We start from the raw sequence: 18,817 nt of genomic DNA, 5'->3' as shown, positions 1-18,817 counted from the left end.
CTAGTCTAGTTAGCACAACCAATCCGATGTAATGATTGCCCTTACTTTAAAAAGACACGCCACACTTATCTAAATCTGTAGTGGTATTTGGATCAGGGACATAACATTGCTCTGCTCGGTTAGTTATCATAATATTACTTTTAATACTGTTAGTTAATTCATAGAGTTAACTAACAGTCATTAATCAAGCTTGCAATTGTGTGAATCGTTTACTCTTGCTCTTGTGAGTATTTCTCCACATGTAAATTCAAAAAGTGCATTCCGGCTGAACTTAAAACATAATGTTTATCACCACAAGGATAGAGAAAGTTTCGATCAGCAAGATAGTTTAGCGCCTTATCCCACGTTTCGATTCCAAGCGCCTGTCGAATATCATCATAAATAGTTTGTTCTGCAATTTCTTCTAGTGCAGAGCGCCCTAATCCAATCACCGGAGTGGTGAGATCGTCTAGGTCAAAACCTTTATCCACCCAATAGCGGGCAATAATCAATAATATTGCCTGGATCTTGGTGGCGTTGGTATCTGCGTCTTCTTCTGCCTCACTACGGCTGATATAGAAAAACTCCCCTTCAACGTTAAAATTCAGATTGTAACCAATATGTAGATAGAGCTGGGTAAAATGATCAAGATTATTGTACAACTCAGTATAGAGAGTACTTTCTATAAAGGTCTGCTGATAAAGCTCATAAGCTTGTTTAGTAATCACCTTCCCGTTTACAAAGGTTGAGTAAATCTGTTGGCTTTTAGCCATACTTATTTGGGAAAAAGCTGTCATCATTGTGTCACTCTCTCTGTTCGAATTTTACGATATAAATACGCAATATCGCCTTGAACTATACGATTACGGAAATTAGTTACTTTTACTGCATGACCATCAAGCATTTCATTGCTACGCATCAGAAAATTTAACCCTTCTAGCAAATCAATAAAATGATAATCAGGTAAGTTACCTTTCAACCTCCGTTGCAGCGCGAGTGTTAAATCTTGATATTCTGTCATTTTCATTTGCTTTACCAAATTGTATATACATTCTGCTCGTTCTAGTCTTCGCTCAGTAGAATCATCTTTAAAACTCATTAAATCAACATAGCGATTCTTTTCTAGCAAACCTTGATCAGCTACTCTTGCCTCTATATCACTGACTACATTATTAAGATAAGCTTCAGAACTGCTAATACGCAGTACTTTTGGCCTAGCCTGTTGCATTAACCCAAGGAATGCACCATTATCACGTGCAAATTGCCCATCAATCTGGCTACGCTTGAGGTTATGCCTTGTCGCATCTAATTCTTTGACTAGATCACTAAATGCCGTTTCAATCGCATTAAACTGTTTAAGGCGTTTTTTTGACCGAGCCAAAAACTGATCAACCGACTGAGATACCTTGCTTATTTGTGAATGAAAGCTATTAAAGCTAACCTCATATTTCAGCATTGTTGTTGAGCGTTGGTGATCTTGATGATGTTCAAACTGGCTACGCAAACTTTGCAGACATTCAAATAAGTTAGGACCATCTTTCAAGCGACTTTTTTCATCAAGAAACTGTCGAGTTGGTAAAATATGCCTAGACAAAAGTAGCGAGATTTTTTCAATAGACTCTCGTTGTAACACCGAGAAAACCTGCGGATTATCTGATTTAGCGGCTAATTCACTCGCTTCACTCAACTCTTGGTTAATCATCTGCATTTTAACTAAGTTCAAACGGATGCTATTTAATAACTCACTCAAACGATGAAACAGTTCATCTATCAATTCTTTAAAATCAAGATCACTATCGCTAAACAACAAAGTATTCGACTGAAGTTTAGCTAATAATAAACGTATTCCTCCGAGTTGAATTTTCAATGCTACATCGGTCAAATCCTGAAATAGGCTGCGGTCAAATAGCCGAAACACACCAATCACGGAACGATCAAAGATCAGTCGACTTTCACCACCAAATTCATCTTTATCAACCAAAATGTGGGCTTCAAGCAAGTTATCTGTCGAAAAAGCCGTACGCAGCTGTTTCTGTTTATCTTTGTTTTGTCCTTGAATATAGCGATGTAACCGAGAAATAAAGGTTGCTTCACGTACATAAGGCTCACTCTTTTCATCCATTTCACGAATGATGTCACGCATGATAGTGTGATGTTCAAGCATAATAGAAAAAGTCGGAATAGTTAGAAGCCGTTGATCACTCATCTGCATCCCCAAACATATCAAGTTGTTCTCTATCCAATGCGCTTCCTTCTGTAATAAAACTGTCAGGCATCCCCGTAAAAACGATGGTTCGCGCTGCGCTATAAGGAGTTGCAGTACGCATCGCGTCTAATCGGAAATGTTGTCCGAATTTAAAGATGATCTCACTGGATGCTGAATTGGTCGATGCACTTAATACTCTAAACCCAGCTTGTTTCATATTGGGCAATAGCCAATCAAACTGTGAGCTATCAACGGAAGCGCCTTCGTCAATAATTAAAGGAAACTGAGTTGTACACGCACTGTTTCTTAATCTACCAAGGAGAATTTCAACCAACTTGATATTGATGAGCATTATTGTGGAGGTGGATTGTGACTTACTCTCCCAGCCTGTCTGCCCTTGCTTTTTCACTCGATAAGCAATACCAGAGACAATTTGCTCCATCGTCAACAGCGCTGCTTTGCCATCTGGGAAAAACTTTTTACTAAATGCTTTAAGGCGTTCAATAAATTGATCTGATGCTTTTTGGTCTGAATGCGTATCTAAGTGCTCTATTTCACTAACTAAATCACTGAACCTTGCTTCGACTTTTATATTTGCTTCGACTTCTGCTAAATCATTGATAGCAACACCCTTAAAAGATCGGTTAATACTCTGTTCAAACTGGCGCACCATTTCACGATTATTTTTTAATTCATTAATAATTGCGTGAACTGAATGCTTATGCTCAACAAAGTTTTTACGAAGTATATCGAACTCTTCATCTAAGCCACGATAACGCAACTGAAGTTGTTGGAAGGCGTGTTCTAGTAGATCATCCTCAATATGAGCAGACATCAATTTATCATCGTTCTCAAGCACCTGATTTCGCACAAAACCTTGAACTTTTTCAACAATTTCATTTTTCGATTGTCGTTTATTTTGTAGGGCTTTTATACGATGTTGTAAGTTCTCTTCATTTAGTTCTACTGTATGATCTGGCAATACAGAAAAGTCGATAGTAGGTAAAGCATTGGCTTGAAGCTCTGCCTTAACCCGAACGTGATAATTACCTAATGTCTCTAGGTCTAATTTAATTTGATCTACTTTGATTTTTTGCGATTCAGATGCTTCTCTTTCTTGCGCTAACACTACTCTTTGACTTTCAAGTTGGTCTTCAAGTCTCTGCTCTTTAATTTTAGCTTGGTCAAGCTCTTCACTGACACTATTAAGCTGCTGTGCATTACTATTGAAAGCCAATAGCAGATCAATTTCGACCTGAGTTCGATTAATTTCTGCCTCAAGCACATTAATAGCTCTAATCCGCTCAAGGCGACTTTCATTACCTATTGCACTAATCTCTGCTGCACGTTTACGGCTCTTTTCAAGAGCGGCTCGAGTTTTATCTAGCTTAACTTGATCTGACTCTCGACCATCGACAGAAATCGCATCCAGTTTTACACCAAATAGCTCATAACCTAAGTCATTAACCTCAATTAAATCAGTAAAAGACTCTATCGCATGTTTCTCTGATGAGGTGAGTTCTCTTTCCGGGTTAGCCTCTGCCACTTCCGAGTTTACTGCAGCTACCTTCTCCCAAATAAATTTAGGTAATTGATTAAATAACTTAAATTCCTGCTTATTTACTGAAGATTGAAAGCGACGTTCCATTTCTTCAAACTTTTTAATCTCTTCTTCAAGCTCATCCAATTCATTCTGTCGCTTTTCGGCATCTTGTTTCAGTTCCAGCTCGTTATTTTTATTAGTTAAATGCTGTCTATGACCTGATACAATCGTTTCGAGAGAATCTGACTCATCGTATAAATTTACTAACAGCTGAGTTTTCTGCACAGTTTCATCAAGTTTTTGATGTTGGCGAAGTAGTACTTTCTTCTCCCCTTCTAAGTTCTTCTGTTTATCAGTTATATCACTACAATTTTTGTTAGCAGATCGCGTTTTAACTTCTATCAGTTCTAGTTGAGTCTTTTCTAAATCTAAGGCTTGGTTTTCATTACCTATTCGGTTTTGCACCATCATGGCATACTGCATTAACTCATCTTCAGCGTTTCTGTTTTTCATTAATTTCTTATGACTGTCAGACAGTGCTTCAAACTCTGGCCTTAAATTATCGATATTTTTTAGCAGCTCTTCACGACGCGTCAGTGATTCGTTATGCGTAATAAAAGCATCAATATCAAAGTTGAGTTCATCTTTACGCTCTTTTTTTTGCGACTCAATAATATTAGCAATGGCTAATCGTACTGTGTCAGAACCGGTTTTCATATCAAACAGCAAACGAACTAATGCACGAAAAGCATCGACATCAGCATCGCTCGTCGTACTGAGTGGGAAGAGGAAAAAGCGCATTGCATCAATATTTAGCAGTTGATTTGCGTAAATCACCTCTTTAATTGCCGCCGAACGCATAAGTGTCTTAAAATGTTTATCTTCTTGTTTGAGGAAGGCTTGAACTTTTGTTGGACTTAAATCTTCTACTCGTCCACCAATTCCATCCTCTCCAGCGTTTGCATCCCAAAAAAGATGTCGAATCTGCTCATAACGCAATGAGGTAAACATTCGGCGATAATCCAACTTATCAGAATTGCCTCTATATAGGATCTGGCAATGAGGTAAAGGACCACCCAAGTAATTGTCACACTCTAAAATCAGAAAGCTTGTACTGCTTGGGAAGTAGTGCTCGAAGCTCTCATCGTTAGTATAAAATTTGCCTTCTTTGTCTGAAAACCCAAATTTCTTTGCCGAATCTTTAAAGTTTTCTTCCGGCAATAAAAATAATCTTATTGCATTAAGGATTGAGGTTTTACCGATATTTCCGCCACCTATCAGTATTCCACCTTCACGCAAATCAATTTCTGCGATGGCAACACCCGCAGAATCTACGGCTACAAGACGAGATATACTGATCAAAAGGTTATCGATTGCTTTATTAGACATGAGTTAGTCCTGTGATAATTCTGGTAGTAGAGCTTCTTGCTCTAAGAAAGAACGCGTTTGATTCATGAGATCCGCTTCTGTGTTCAACTCAAGATCACGAGCGAGCTGTATGGCTTTCTCAAGATGGGTACTATTTTTGGGTTTAAGCTTAAATTTATTTCTGAAAACTTCCCAGTCACTAGGCGCTAGCCAATTGCTCTGAGGAAGATATGCTTTGAGCGTTTTGTATATTGTTAAACCGCCTAATTCTACGTCTTGAGCACAATAAAGTTCGTCATAACTGGAAAGAAACGAGTGATTCAAGTGATGACATATTTGATTACCTGAACCAAAAATAATGTCACAACTATCTATCATCGAAGAGTGTCCAATAAACTCTAAAAACTCCCGATAGCGATAAAAATTCTCAATATTTTCGATAAGAACAGCCTTTTTACCAATAAGCTTCCCTTCTGTTTTGTAACCTTCAAGGTTAGATACAACAACAAACGGAATCTGAGATTCAGTGATGCGGTTCAGAACTAATATGTGCGCGTAATTGCTCGAAAAATCATGCGAACGCCCAACATGAGATGCACTAACTCTATTACTTAGCTCTGGTTCAAAAAGCTCTTTATGCTGTTTCTCATCAAGTATCGTCAAGTTATAACCACCACGGACACGCGTAGCACTGTATATTTTACGCCACTCATTAAAATCAGAATGAGGCAAGCAGGCGATAAACCTATCTAAATTTATCGTTTTTCCTTGTGAAATCTTCGTGAGGTATTGATTAAGCTTCATTTCATCAAATCCAATTTAATCATGTAGATAATGTCAAGTATTTCATAAAACCCTAATGGGTATTGCGAACTAAGTCGATTAATTAAAGAAGGTATCCATCGACCTATTGACTACAATTTGCGCTCACAACAATATGACGCTATAAGCGACAGGTAAATACTGACTGCATATACATGTAACATAACTAGACAGGAATCAAACTATGAGTAAATGGCCAATTCGGTGGGATCTTCTTTTTCGATACCGAATGATTGAGATTATTGCATTATGGGAAGGAAGGCTGACCACTAATCATCTAATCCAAAGCTTTGGCATTGGTCGCCAACAAGCATCAAAAGATATAAACAGTTATTTAGAAAATATCGCACCAGATAACCTAATCTACGACAAACATTTAAAAGGTTATAAACCCAGTGAGAGCTTTACTCCTAAGCTTACAATAGGTCATGCAGACGAGTACTTACATGTTTTATCTCGCACTGAAGACATGACGGTAACTTTTGATGAGCTTGATATGGGCTTTGAAAATACGACAATGGTCCGTTCCGTAACACGGAATATCTCACCCGATATTTTACGTCCGATAGTTCAAGCTATTCGAGAGAAAAAACGTGTCGATATAAGCTACACATCTTTGAAAGATGGCGAGGAAGTTGAACGAATTATTTCTCCACATACGCTCGTCTGTACCCCTTTGCGTTGGCATGTTCGTGCTTATTGTGAGCATTCCAAAGACTACAGAGATTTTGTTCTTAGTCGTATTCGTGGTATTCCTGACATCAACGATAAAATAGTAATGGGAAAAGATGAAGATAAAGCTTGGAACACTCCGCTTTGTATCGAGTTAATGCCAGACCCTAGATTAACTGAAGCTCAAGCAGCGATCATTGCTAATGATTATGGTATGGAAAATGGAAATCTGCACATAGCAACTAACGCAGCTTTAGTACGCTATGTTTTAGACGCATATAATATTGATATCAATGTATTGGACTCGAACCCCAAAGGACAGCAAATTATCTTAGGGAACCTTGAGAAATTGAGACCATATTTAACCTTTTAAACCGGCGATAAAGACCTAAAACACTTAATTATCAACACGATAACATTACAATCTATTAAATATAAAAAAACCGCTCAAGTGAGCGGTTTCTGATAGTTAAACTCAAACCTCACTATCGTTTAAAGTACAAAATTTTCCAGTAACTTCAAATCTGATGGTTCAATATCGACAAAACAAACTTTGTTATTAAAATTATTTTCTAAAACATCAAGATCTTCACTAGATAGATCCCGCGCAAGGACACCCAAAACAATAAGCTTCGAATTTATGAAAACAATTTTTTACGATTTCCGCGATCATTGATCACTTGTAATTTGAATAATTTGTCATTCAACTTTTTAACATTTAAGTTAGCACATGCATCAAACATATATTTCGTTGATGTTTTCTCTTCTGTAACAATTTTAAGCTCGCAAACAGGCTCTCCATCATCATTGTTATTATCTAAGGAAAGTAAAACAGACGCATACTTCCCTATACTAATTTGTTGCTCTAATGGATTCGCATTAACTGAATAGTGAAAAAAGACAGCGAGCAATAATAGTATTTTTAAATATTTCATTTATTCGTTTTCATCTCCGTATTTTTAACTATTTTTGCTTAATACAGATATAACATGAGGTCGAGTAAATAGATGATTTACCCACAATACCTAACTCTAAACACTTTTATTCATAACACATTGATCTAGCATTTGACTAAACGTTTTCTCATCAATCTCTTTTTTGTCATTATGAATAAGTGAATACCCTTTATTTGACACATAATTAAAATTAAATACGTCGGACTTACTTTCTGAATACTTATAAACTAATTGAGTATTTTCTCTGCTTAACTGATTGACTCCACAAATATATCTCTTATTTGAATTAACCCTTAAGCCTGTTATTTCAAAATAAATATGTTCATTAACCTGCGCTAAATGCTGATTATATGTATAAACCATAGATAAACTATTACGTCCATTTTGTTCCGTAACAATCAGATCTTCTATACCATCGAAATTCACATCTAATAGAGTGTATTTATAATCAAGAAAATCAGGCTCAACCTCTGACTCTAATTGCTGAATTTTACCATCAGAAAAAGAAAGTAAGATTATTCCTTGTTCAAACTTTACATTATCAATACTCGTCTCATAAGAAAAAGCCGAGCATGATACTAAAAGTAAGATTAACAAAATGCGAGCTTGCGACAAAGAAAATTTAAAATATAATTTATTAAATCCCACTATTATCACGCTTAAAATCTTTTACTGAGTTAAAAAAACTTTCACTAATAACATCTTTACAAGCATCAACTTTACCTAATGAATTTATAAAACCATACTCAATATCATTACTAAAGGTAGCATCAAAACTTTTAAACAAACCCATATGATTATCTAACTTAACTATCGTATATTCACTTTGAAATCTAAAAGTATCGTTATATAAAACATCTTCTCTTTTTGTTATATATGACTCTTCGCCTTTGTAAATTACAAATTTCGAATCATCATACTGAGCAAGTAAAGAAGACCCACTCTCTAAGTTGCATTTAAGTAACACGGTTGGTTCAGGTAAATTCGCCTTACAACCAAAAGAGGCTAAAAGCACAAATACATTAATTAGATATTTAAACATTAAGGAACGCTTATAATTGAATTCAATAGATATTCATTCATTTTATTATATTCTTCAATTTCACAAGAAAGAAACAGTGCAGTTTCTGCCTCTGTACCTTTTGATTCAACAGTAGCAAAAACACATTTCTTCTCAATGAAATCAGTCCATGAAAAAATCATATTTTTAAATTCACCTAATCCCTCACGTGATGAAGATAATATTTCTTGAGTCCTTTCATCTAAGATAGCTTTAGACTTATTAAATTCATTAAAATATTGTTCGTTTATCTTTTGTATTTGCGCTTTTTCTTGAGTCGCCTCATTTGCAAAACTTAGAAATGAGAAGAAGCTAAAGGCTACCAATATAAAAGCACTTTTTATTTTAACGCTCATACTTTCCCTGCTTTAGTTATCAATACTTAATAAAAATGACATCAAATTTCATTTCAAACTAATCCCAAGCTTCAAACTTATTTGGTTCCACTGTTTCAATTTTAGATCGAATATCATCAGCTAAGCGAGCTCTAGTTTCTGGTATACAATCATAAAAAATACTATCATTATCTTCGTACATTAACTTAGAATCCATAATACCTAATGAAATACCCGCTTTGTTCGCATTAAAATAAGCATTACGATTTTCGTCAACCTTAAATCTTAATGGTACATACAAAGGTTGAGTCGGAACGCTTGAAATATGCACCCACTTAAACGCCTCTAACCCAACACCTTTATATGGCTTATAAATAACAGCTTTTTCAGTATTACCTACTGAAAAATACATAGTTTTATCTCTATCATCAAAGCAAGCAGAAAGTTTTTTGCTGCCCCCCTCTAACTCACATGAAAATACCACTCTTTCATTTTTCTTACACATTGAATCTGCATTACTAATAAATGGTAAAAAAACAACAAATAATAAATAATAAATTCTCATTCAAAAACTCCATTTGAATATAGCTTGTTGAAATTATCAAACCTTAATTGTTTACTATCAGTATAATAATTAACAATATCAGTTATCGACTTAGAAACAGAGATATCAGGTCCATTATCTGCAAGTTGATACAGCTTATTACTAACCCAGAAAAAAGCTGCAGAACGAGTTGCATATTTCATGTTAAGTAATAAATCAGGTCTGTCTAAAAACGATAAGCCTACGTCCTCACTCCATTGTTTAGAATTATCGTTATGCCAAGTATCAAATGCTTTATAGTTATCTTTACCTGTCAGTTGTTTTAATCCTCGTCCTCGATACTTCCACCCATCATTATTATCAATATTGCCCATCCTTCCGCCATACGCCACATTTGCTACCGCTTTAAAATCATCTAAAGATAATAAATCTCCATTTCTTTTTGTATTTTTCCCTTTAATTTCATTGTCATAAGATAGTTTTTTTGCCAATTCTTTATTTCTTCTGAAATTTTTAAAAGTACCAATCAAGCCATTATAACTATATCTAAACAGCTCTTCTATCGATAAGCTAGCACCTGTTTCCTGCATTATTTGTGCAAAAAAATGAGCTCTTCGTAAAGGAGTATCTAACTTATAAAACTCAAGATGGCTATTAAGTTCATCTGCGATTGCTTTTAATTCTTCTTTTTTACTATCTTTTACTGATGGATAAATATCTTGCATTATTGATAACGTAAATTTAAATTCACCTCGCTCATAAATCCACAGCCCAACAACAGCTTCATCTAACGCCAACAGAGTATTCTTTCCTACTATTCCATCAGCACTGCCGATTTTGTAATCTGCATGAATTTTATTTGTTGGTGTATAGGTGCTTTGAAAGGTTTTTATCACGCTTTCGGTTCCAGCTCCAAACTTACCATCTGCTCCTGCGCTTCCCAAGTCAAAGTTGAGTTTTAATAGTGCTTTTTGAATTGCTTTAACACTTTCGCTCTCTGCCTTTTTCTTAATCACTTCGCCTTTTTCATTAGCCAATAATTCTAAGTCATTGGAAGCCGATAACTCGGTTGATCTTAATGTTTTCTTCCCTACATTCACAATGGGTGTATTGGCTGGGATATTTTTGTCACTTAATGCGGCAACCACAAAGGCGTTTAATAGCCTTTCACTCATAGAGCTAAAGCTATTCACAAAGCTTGATACTTGCCCTATATGCGTTAAAACAATGGGGGGCAATGTGGTTCTTTGCGCTTTATCTTTAGCTTGTTGAGGAGCATTTACACATAGCTCATCACCCACTTTTAGTGCTGTGGGGTTGTTTTCAAACATTGGGTTTAGTTTGAGAAGATCTTTGGGTGCCATACCATGCTGCTTGGCTATTTCATCCCATGCCTCTCTGTTTCCATCTCCATTTAAAACAACAATATGCGCGGGGGTGTTGGTTGATTCATCCTTATTCGATTCAATGATAAGGATGTCATCTACCTCTATTTGCCCTTCTTTTCCTTTGTATTGAGGATTTAATTCCACAAGGCTCTCAACCGTTGTTCCTTGCTGGTGGGCTATTTTTGATAATGAATCACCAGATTGAATCACATAGGTTACTTCATCACCCTCTGTTTTTTCACGAGCTAATGCGCTTTCATTTTTTGATTTAACAATGCTTTCTACATCTAATAAATTGGCGTTTTCATCTAACCAATTTGCGTTTAAGTCATTAAACTCTTGTTGGGGCATTTTTTGTGGTAAATACAATAAATGCTGTCTTGTTACTGGTGAGTTATTGATTTTCCAAGGAAGAAGTATGAAGTTGTATTGATGGTCAGATAAACGCTCTGAGCTTAATTGCTCTGCATTAGATTGAGTAGCAACAAAAGTGGATGCCTCGTCCCCCACGATTTGATATTCATGAAGTAATTTATCATCAACAAAATGGTAATAAAAACCTGCCGTTGGCCAACCAAGTTGCTCGCCTACTTGCACTGCCGCTTTAATAGGAACAAAAGATTCAGAGTGTGTCCCTGCTCCTTTTTTTACTGGTTGAACGCTTTCAAATGAAAAAGCATTACCGCTTGATGTAAAGAATTCACGATAAAGCATTTTAGGCTCATTAACCATAACCGAAGCGGTCAACAAGGTAAAACCTGCTTGTGATGCGGATTTTTTCCATGAATCAATTAAAGGCTCATTGCTCGTTTTTCCAAGCGAAAAGACACCTATTTGATAAGTAATCAGCTCTTCTTGTGTGCAAGCAATTTCAATATTGTATTCATAAGCAGCAACAGGGGCGTTTTTTTCAGAGACTGGTTCGTTGTGAGGCTGCTCTTGTTGAACTTTTTGCTCAGCAGTAAGAAACCCACCTTCGACCGGTTTATAAAAGGCATTTCTATATTTAGGTTGTGGCTTTGGTTTCGTCTGTTCTGCTTCTAAAGCATTAAGATCAACAAAATCACCTACTTTTTCATCCCACGCTTTCATCGCTAACTCGTAATATTTTAAACACGATTAAAATGCTAACGCAGAACTCAATTTTATTTTTACTGAAAAGATAGGTGAATTACCTAAAGGTAGGTAAGTGTGATTATTATTCCAATAACGGTAGGAATTACAAGCACAAAAAAGCCCACACTAGGTGGGCTCTTTCGTATAATGTGGTGCCGCTACTGGACTCGATTATACAGCCTACCCGATTGATTATAAATAAATTATTTAAAGTAGACTTTAAAAGTGTTACTTCTGGTGTTACTTAAGTAGAATTTGACACATTTCCAGCCCCTATCGGTGACAGCGTCACTAATATAATAGGCACACTTTCCTTACGAATCGTTAAAAATAATAATTACTCACATAGATGGCAATAAAGTACTACAGGCTATCTTGTCTATAATTATGAGGAGCTCAGCATATTGAAGAAGCCCAAAGAGAGCCTCTCTATAGTACAAGAATAAATACGTTAAGTAATTTAAACTCTTTTAGATGCCTCAGAATTAACAGTATGTTGCATACTTTGAGTCCACGATGCTTTAAATGCGGTATCCCCTGCAAACAATTTATAAAGTTCAAGTTCATCCTTACGCCTTGCCAGCATTACTTCTTTAAGCATCTTTTCAAAGGCTAACTCTCGGTTGTGAGGATCTGGATTGTTTTGATACTTAGCTTTAAAGTCTGGATGACTCTTAACACTTTCTGCAATGTTAATGAATTTCACCTTTTGTTCTTCAGGTGTTGCACTCCACCCTTGAAACCAACGTTCATTGAAATTTCGGATAATCTCGTCAAGAGAATCACGTTCATCATCATCATCATGAGCACCTCGGGGATTAGGGTTTTGTGGTTCAAGCTCTGAACCTGCTTCATCTAACTCAATAGAATGATTGAGTTTAACGCGCTGTAATCCATATGAACTCAAGTCAATAGAACTCAATAAAGCATCTAAAGCTTCAGAGTCTGGATCTTTCACTATGAGCTTTGGTATTAGGAACTTCAGGAACCAAAATAGCTTTTCCCACGCTGCAACTTCATACGGCATGATGGATGCCATCTGCCCGTATATTTTAACAAACTGTTTAGCCTTGATTTTAAAGTCAATCTTGTCTTCATCTTCTAGATCTAGTTCGAAGTTGAAACGATTTGCAGCTGTATCAATGATAGGACTTAGAATTTGTGCATCTTCGTTGTTAAAGTAGCGCTCAATAAAGCTCTCAACTTCAGGCCATTCATATACAGCAACCTCATCCATTACATCCTTAAGTTCATGCAATACATTGACATCAGTTGCTTCCGATAAAGTAGTAGAGGTATAGAAAGGGTCAAAAGATGTTTTAATATCCTCTACACTATTGAAGAAATCCAAAACAAAAAGGTCTTCTGTTTTCTTTCCAAGCTTTGGCGCTGAGCGGTTCAAGCGAGACAAGGCTTGAACACATAATACTCCAGAGAGTTTCTTATCTACGTACATCGAACAAAGCTTAGGTTGATCAAAACCTGTAAGATACTTATTTGCAACAATAAGTAATCGGTACTCATCCTGATTTATGTGCTTAGGTATTGGATCATTTGGATTCTTTTTTTTGTAGTTAACATCAAAGTAGTCTTTAGTATCACCTTCAGCAAACCCGTTCATCTCGGCTTCTGTGTACTCAATACCATCAACTTCTTTTGTACCAGAGAACGCAATAGCCACTTTAAACGGGTTTCCTTGCTCATCAAGTATGCGAGTGATCGCTTTGTAGTAACGAATTGCCGCTTCGATACTTTGAGTTACCACCATACCTTTCCCTTTGCCGCGCAACTTCTTTGTGTTAACGACTTTAGGTATGAAATGATCTAACATAATTTCAGCTTTGGTATTGATTGTTTGTTGGCTAGCTTCTACATACGCACGCAAACGCTTTTGAGCCTTTTTAGAATCAAACTCTGGGTTATCTTGAATTGATTTTTCAATCTCGTAATAACTTTTGTAGGTTGTGTAGTTCGCAATAACATCTAAGATGAAGCCTTCTTCAATAGCTTGCTTCATTGAATACAAATCTATTGGTTCAAAACGTCCATCTTCTTGTTTTTGTCCGAACTTCTCCAAAGTGCTATTTTTAGGCGTAGCAGTAAATGCAAAATAAGATGCATTACCGCGCATTTTTCTTGAACGCATTGCTTGTAGCACTTTTTCTTGTGGGTCCTCTGCTTCTTCAACTTCTGATTTGCCCATAGCACGATTCATATTGTCGTGAGCATCGCCATTCTGCGAGCTATGTGCTTCATCAATAATTACTGCAAATCGTCTATCACTCAGATCTCCAATACCATCGATAATAAATGGAAATTTTTGAATCGTTGTAACGATAATTTTCTTACCATTTTCTAAGGCTGATTTTAACTCTGATGATTTAAATGCAGGAGCTACAATATTTTTGACTTCAGAAAACTCTTTAATGTTATCCCGTAATTGTTTATCTAAGAGACGTCTGTCTGTTACAACAATTACTGAATCAAATAAAGGCTGTTCAACGCCTTTACTACCGGGTAGATCAGCTCTTACAGGGTAAGTTTCTATTAATTGATAAGCAGCCCAAGTAATTGAATTTGACTTACCAGAGCCTGCGGAATGTTGAATCAAATAGGTTTGGCCTACTCCATTTGTTGCAGCATGCTCGACTAACTTACGTACTACTTGCATCTGATGGTAACGAGGAAAGAAAAGAGTACGTTTTCTCAAATCATCTTTAATACTGCCATCTAAACGCACAAAGTGTTGGATGATATTAGCTAAACTTTTTTTGGTGAATACTTCTTCCCACAAATACGATGTTTTATGACCACCGTTTAATAAGGTATTCGGAGGATTGCCTTGGCCATGATTGTGCCCCTTATTAAATGGCAGGAAAAAAGTATCCTTGCCCGCTAATTTAGTCGTCATATAGACTTCATCTGTATCCACAGTCATATGAACTAAGCAACGACCAAATTGTAATAGTGGTTGAGTAATATCTCGATCGTTACGGTATTGTTTTTGTCCGTGGTAGCGAGCTGTTTGACCTGTTGAATAGTTCTTCAGCTCCATTGTTATCAGCGGAATTCCGTTGATAAATAACACCATATCAATCTCTTGTTGAGGATTGGCAACCGAATACCTAACTTGGCGAGTCGAGCTGAATATATTTGCATTAAAGTTTTGCTTAATCTTTGCACTACTACTCGCAAGAGGGGCAGGATACAGTAAACTAAAGTGAGCATCATCAACACTTAAACCCTTTTTCAATAAGTGTAAAATACCATGTTTTTTGATTAGTCGGTCAAAACGTTCAAGTACTTTTCGTTCCCAATCATTAGGGCTGTTTCGTTTCAGCTTGTCCAACTCTTTTTCTTGTGTTTCTTTTAAAAACTGCCAAAAAAACCGAAGATCTAAAGAATACTGCATATCAAAATCTCTAGTGTATCCAAGCTTATATAGATCACTACCATATCCAGGTGCTACCTCACTTATACCTAACTTAATCTCTTCTAAGCAAACACCTGTTAAATGCTTTTCAATTGCAGCTTCTAAAGCTTGTTCATTGGTTTGACTGACCATTAATTTATTCCTAATTAATTAAAATAAAGCTTCCAGTACTGCTGTTTGATACTCCTGCAACTTAACTTGCACTTTAATATCATCCATAGCTTGCTGTAGAGTCTGATCATCTAATTGACCGCTTATTCTCTCTAATTCATTAAGCTCTTTTTTGAACACATCAATTTGTGTTTTTCTCGCTCCATTGAAGAAATCTAATTTAAGGACCCTTAACGTTTCTGTAGCCTTTTTATGCATATCTGGAGATAATCCAAGTTTAGGCTCTATTATCCCTGTATCCAAGAAATTAAAATAGTCTTTGGGATCATCGATATCAGGTCTTATTAGGTCACTAGCATTATAATTTCCAGGTCCGTCGTCACCTTTACGATCTTTATAATGCCCACAGCTATTACCTGTCCTTAGGCCACAACATCCAAATAAATTAATCCAATTAAACGTTAAATGTTTATATGGAGTTGACCCATCTGACTTCTGACCTTTATGAAAAAAATGCTCAATATGCCCGTTCCCTTTGATTGCTACTGACTCACAATAAACACAAAATCCATTTTGCATCGTTTGTAGCTTGTCCCAAATAGCATCTCTACAAGCAGTACTTGGCCTCCGGCTAGTCCATTTTTGAGAATTATGATTGTAATTTGATAAGCAGTGAGGTCCTGGCATTGGTCTATGTAGTTTCCTCATATCCTATTGCTCTTTATTTAATCTAGCTTTCATTTGCGCGATTCTAATTTGACTCTCGCAATCGATAACGACAGGGTGACTCTCACCAAAATGATTACTTATCTTAGCAAAAGTAACATCTCGTAGTTCTTGGTTACCTGCTTTAAGGTATCTAGAGAAATCATTGAGCCAAGTAGCTTCTTTCAGTTTTTCAGGTACGGAATTAGTACCCATAATACGGGCTAAAATATCAGCACTAGTGACACCTTTAGTTTGAAAATTCGGTGTACTAATTATTGGATTCCCATTGTCATCGAGGCATATCTGACGAATACATTGCTTATCAACCGTAGAGAGGACCTGTGGGCTATGAGTGGTGACGATAAATTGCAAATTAGGGAACGTAGTTTGAAGTCCTATGAGTATTTCTTGTTGCCACTTAGGGTGAAGGTGCAGCTCAATTTCATCAATCACTACAATTCCATTAGCATTTAATGGCATAGCAGAATCAGGATTCAACTTTACTAAACGCCTTGCTAAATCTCCGGCAAGAGCGACAAGCATTTTTTGACCTTGTGATAACTGAGCGATATTTACTCTATTGCCAAAATTTTCTACTAATAATCTAGATTTTCCCGAACTACGGTCAACTTCAAGATTCTTGACATCAGGTACAAGTGTTTCAATAGCGTTATTAACAAATTCTAAATGACGTTGATACTTTGCTGAAGGTTTACTCTTTAATAGGTTTGCTAACTCTTCCTTTTTACTATTCAATTTTGCATTGAAGGCATCATTTTCCGGAGGTTCTTGTCCTCCATATACATCGTTAATAGTATCTTGCAGATTAGATATCTGAATCTTTAGATCTTGCACTTCTTTAGTTTCTTCGCCTTTCGCCAGATTAACCAACTCAATATAAAGCTTCGAAAAATCTTCTAGTTTTCCACTTCCCTCCAGAGAGGTCTTAAGGTCGGAAAATCTATTATTGACACCATCACCTGAAGCTTTCTCCGATATAGTCGAAGACAGTGAAAAATCAGAACGCTCAACTGAATAAAATGCTAGAAGAGGAAGGTTTATTAATGGATTTTTAGCAGCAGTCATCTTATACATATTCGCAACTTGCTTTATACCCACAACATCTGTAGGAGAACTTCCACCATAACCAAGAACCGTATTACCGATAGTCGCCTCAAAATCATTATTATCATCAAACTTAAATTTGCTTGTAACCTCCGAGAACTCCCTAGATTCTACGTGAATATCACTATCCTTAATCGGTCTTCCAACTACATCTTTTTTTTCAAGGTTGTTATTTAACCAAGAAAGAGTTTTGGCTATCGCATCTGCAATACTTGTTTTTCCGGCACCATTATCACCAATAATCACCGTAATATTTTCATTAAAGTGAATATCTAATGACCGAAACCTTCTATAATCCACTAGTTGTAATGAGGATAGAGTAAGTTTTTTTTCAATAAGCGCAGTTTCTACTTCAGTAAAGTATTCTAGAGCTAAATCTTCATCTTTTTGCTCTACATTTTTACCTTCCGAATAGTTTTGAAAAAGTTGAAATGAGGAGCTAAAATTCCCTTTCGCAGCACTTTGGATTAGGTGTTTAACCGTTCTGCTTGTATTTTTATGTTGCTTAGCCATTTGGTTCCTCAACAATTTGAGTAATTAATTCAGCTGAATATTTTCGTTTCAATGATTCAACAAACGCAGGTTCTATATGCTTAGCAAAAGCAATTAGACCTCTAAGGTGTCCTCTATCCTCAGCATCAAGTTTACTTAGTTGAACTTGGTGTACTAAATGTTTGATATATCTTTTTCGCTCCCTTCCGAGAGAGAGCTTCCCTTCATTGTTAATAGTGATACCAGTAACATGCCTATTGTGTGCTTTAGATGAGAACTTTGTTTTCTTTCTATTGATTCTTATTGAATTTCCAAACAAATCAACCAGCTTTTCTTTTACAAGTATCGGAAGGTCAAAAAGTATGCCTTTATGCTTTGTTGAAAATGTCAAATCATCAGCATAGCGTGTGTATACAATCCCTCTTTCAAGGCATACCTTGCTTATGACACAATCAAACTGATACATAAAAAAATTAGAGACAAGCGGGGAACTTGGCGCTCCTATACTAAGGATCAAACTTCCTCCGGTCGTTTTACTCGGGCACCAAAAAAGTAAATTATTTAACGTTTGTTTATCTTGAATTGAAGGTAGAGTCTGTATTGATTCCCAAACTTTCCAAAATAATTTATCAGTAATAGAATTGAAGAAATTTTCAAGATCTAGTTTAAGTAAATAAGGATTGGTTTTGTGAGCAAGTGCGTTTTGCTTAATGCTCATACCTTTTCGATAAGCCATAGCTGACTCATGGATAGGTAACTGCTGAAACTCCAAATATTTACGCTGATATTCTTTTAATTCTTTAGAAGGTTGAGCTATCACTCGGTGTCCAGAGGTACGTTTAGGAATAGTATATACTTTGTACCTTTTAGGTGCACTCAGCAGAAAACGGGCGACTTCGTCCTCACCCTTTTTCAACTCTAATGCTAGCTGTTCTATCAAAGTCATTTCTAATCCCATT

The 18,817-nt window shown here is 36.3% G+C and carries 15 protein-coding genes; 1 reads left to right on the top strand and 14 read right to left on the bottom strand.

The window, feature by feature from the left end:
* Positions 1-209: 209 nt before the first annotated feature.
* From PVK70_RS07920 to PVK70_RS07905, 4 genes are read right to left on the bottom strand one after another with little or no spacing between them, the layout of a single operon-like run.
* Positions 210-776 carry a condensin complex protein MksE gene (locus PVK70_RS07920; protein WP_130047384.1) on the bottom strand — a complete coding sequence of 189 codons (567 nt, stop codon included), beginning with the start codon at positions 774-776 and terminating at the stop codon, positions 210-212.
* Positions 776-2,185, bottom strand: a complete 1,410-nt coding sequence (locus tag PVK70_RS07915; RefSeq protein ID WP_130047311.1) for a hypothetical protein — start codon at positions 2,183-2,185, stop codon at positions 776-778. The genes PVK70_RS07920 and PVK70_RS07915 overlap by 1 nt, the downstream gene beginning before the upstream one ends.
* On the bottom strand, positions 2,178-5,117 hold the full coding sequence (locus PVK70_RS07910) for a hypothetical protein (RefSeq protein WP_130047310.1): 2,940 nt from the start codon (positions 5,115-5,117) through the stop codon (positions 2,178-2,180). The genes PVK70_RS07915 and PVK70_RS07910 overlap by 8 nt, the downstream gene beginning before the upstream one ends.
* Before the next feature lie 3 nt (positions 5,118-5,120).
* Positions 5,121-5,900, bottom strand: a complete 780-nt coding sequence (locus PVK70_RS07905; protein WP_130047309.1) for a Wadjet anti-phage system protein JetD domain-containing protein — start codon at positions 5,898-5,900, stop codon at positions 5,121-5,123.
* A 202-nt stretch (positions 5,901-6,102) separates the two neighbouring features.
* Here PVK70_RS07905 and PVK70_RS07900 point away from each other — a divergent pair, with 202 nt between their 5' ends.
* Entirely contained in the window at positions 6,103-6,963 is an 861-nt protein-coding gene (locus PVK70_RS07900) for a helix-turn-helix transcriptional regulator (protein WP_130047308.1), read from the top strand.
* Between the two features lie 265 nt (positions 6,964-7,228).
* Here PVK70_RS07900 and PVK70_RS07895 read toward each other — a convergent pair whose 3' ends face one another.
* The 10 genes from PVK70_RS07895 to PVK70_RS07850 all read right to left on the bottom strand — a co-directional run.
* Positions 7,229-7,525, bottom strand: a complete 297-nt coding sequence (locus PVK70_RS07895; protein WP_130047307.1) for a hypothetical protein — start codon at positions 7,523-7,525, stop codon at positions 7,229-7,231.
* Positions 7,526-7,621: 96 nt separating this feature from the next.
* The gene (locus tag PVK70_RS07890; RefSeq protein WP_130047306.1) at positions 7,622-8,194 is read right to left on the bottom strand and encodes a hypothetical protein; all 573 of its coding nucleotides are present in this window, start codon (positions 8,192-8,194) and stop codon (positions 7,622-7,624) included.
* The gene (locus PVK70_RS07885) at positions 8,184-8,588 is read right to left on the bottom strand and encodes a hypothetical protein (RefSeq protein ID WP_130047305.1); all 405 of its coding nucleotides are present in this window, start codon (positions 8,586-8,588) and stop codon (positions 8,184-8,186) included. The genes PVK70_RS07890 and PVK70_RS07885 overlap by 11 nt, the downstream gene beginning before the upstream one ends.
* Positions 8,588-8,962, bottom strand: coding sequence for a hypothetical protein (locus PVK70_RS07880; protein WP_130047304.1), 375 nt, complete (start codon positions 8,960-8,962; stop codon positions 8,588-8,590). The genes PVK70_RS07885 and PVK70_RS07880 overlap by 1 nt, the downstream gene beginning before the upstream one ends.
* A gap of 58 nt (positions 8,963-9,020) precedes the next feature.
* Entirely contained in the window at positions 9,021-9,506 is a 486-nt protein-coding gene (locus tag PVK70_RS07875) for a hypothetical protein (protein WP_130047303.1), read from the bottom strand.
* Positions 9,503-11,965: a LysM peptidoglycan-binding domain-containing protein gene (locus PVK70_RS07870; protein ID WP_130047302.1), complete on the bottom strand. Its 2,463-nt coding sequence runs from the start codon at positions 11,963-11,965 to the stop codon at positions 9,503-9,505. Before PVK70_RS07870 ends, PVK70_RS07875 begins: the two co-directional genes overlap by 4 nt.
* 484 nt (positions 11,966-12,449) lie before the next feature.
* Positions 12,450-15,554 (bottom strand): type I restriction endonuclease subunit R, encoded by a 3,105-nt coding sequence (locus PVK70_RS07865; RefSeq protein WP_105054664.1) that lies wholly within the window; start codon positions 15,552-15,554, stop codon positions 12,450-12,452.
* Positions 15,555-15,572: 18 nt separating this feature from the next.
* Complete coding sequence (gene ptuB, locus PVK70_RS07860; RefSeq protein ID WP_105054663.1) at positions 15,573-16,241, bottom strand: retron Ec78 anti-phage system effector HNH endonuclease PtuB; 669 nt, start codon at positions 16,239-16,241, stop codon at positions 15,573-15,575.
* Positions 16,242-16,244: 3 nt separating this feature from the next.
* The gene (gene ptuA, locus PVK70_RS07855; RefSeq protein ID WP_130047301.1) at positions 16,245-17,879 is read right to left on the bottom strand and encodes a retron Ec78 anti-phage system effector ATPase PtuA; all 1,635 of its coding nucleotides are present in this window, start codon (positions 17,877-17,879) and stop codon (positions 16,245-16,247) included.
* The coding region (locus tag PVK70_RS07850) for a retron St85 family RNA-directed DNA polymerase (protein ID WP_242504745.1) at positions 17,872-18,817 on the bottom strand (946 nt) is incomplete at its 5' end. The genes PVK70_RS07850 and ptuA, both read right to left, overlap by 8 nt.

Origin of the sequence: Aliivibrio sp. A6, from assembly GCF_028765505.1 — a bacterium.
GTDB classification, from domain to species: Bacteria; Pseudomonadota; Gammaproteobacteria; order Enterobacterales; family Vibrionaceae; genus Aliivibrio; species Aliivibrio finisterrensis_A.
The sequence above is the reverse complement of the archived record's forward strand: the minus strand, read 5'-3'. Positions and strand labels throughout refer to the sequence as shown.

Excerpts from the sequence above, each read along its gene's own strand:
- PVK70_RS07920 (WP_130047384.1), bottom strand. The coding sequence starts at position 776 with ATGACAGCTTTTTCCCAAATAAGTATGGCTAAAAGCCAACAGATTTAC.
- PVK70_RS07915 (WP_130047311.1), bottom strand. The coding sequence starts at position 2,185 with ATGAGTGATCAACGGCTTCTAACTATTCCGACTTTTTCTATTATGCTT.
- PVK70_RS07910 (WP_130047310.1), bottom strand. The coding sequence starts at position 5,117 with ATGTCTAATAAAGCAATCGATAACCTTTTGATCAGTATATCTCGTCTT.
- PVK70_RS07905 (WP_130047309.1), bottom strand. The coding sequence starts at position 5,900 with ATGAAGCTTAATCAATACCTCACGAAGATTTCACAAGGAAAAACGATA.
- PVK70_RS07900 (WP_130047308.1), top strand. The coding sequence starts at position 6,103 with ATGAGTAAATGGCCAATTCGGTGGGATCTTCTTTTTCGATACCGAATG.
- PVK70_RS07895 (WP_130047307.1), bottom strand. The coding sequence starts at position 7,525 with ATGAAATATTTAAAAATACTATTATTGCTCGCTGTCTTTTTTCACTAT.
- PVK70_RS07885 (WP_130047305.1), bottom strand. The coding sequence starts at position 8,588 with ATGTTTAAATATCTAATTAATGTATTTGTGCTTTTAGCCTCTTTTGGT.
- PVK70_RS07880 (WP_130047304.1), bottom strand. The coding sequence starts at position 8,962 with ATGAGCGTTAAAATAAAAAGTGCTTTTATATTGGTAGCCTTTAGCTTC.
- PVK70_RS07875 (WP_130047303.1), bottom strand. The coding sequence starts at position 9,506 with ATGAGAATTTATTATTTATTATTTGTTGTTTTTTTACCATTTATTAGT.
- PVK70_RS07870 (WP_130047302.1), bottom strand. The coding sequence starts at position 11,965 with ATGAAAGCGTGGGATGAAAAAGTAGGTGATTTTGTTGATCTTAATGCT.
- PVK70_RS07865 (WP_105054664.1), bottom strand. The coding sequence starts at position 15,554 with ATGGTCAGTCAAACCAATGAACAAGCTTTAGAAGCTGCAATTGAAAAG.
- ptuB (WP_105054663.1), bottom strand. The coding sequence starts at position 16,241 with ATGAGGAAACTACATAGACCAATGCCAGGACCTCACTGCTTATCAAAT.
- ptuA (WP_130047301.1), bottom strand. The coding sequence starts at position 17,879 with ATGGCTAAGCAACATAAAAATACAAGCAGAACGGTTAAACACCTAATC.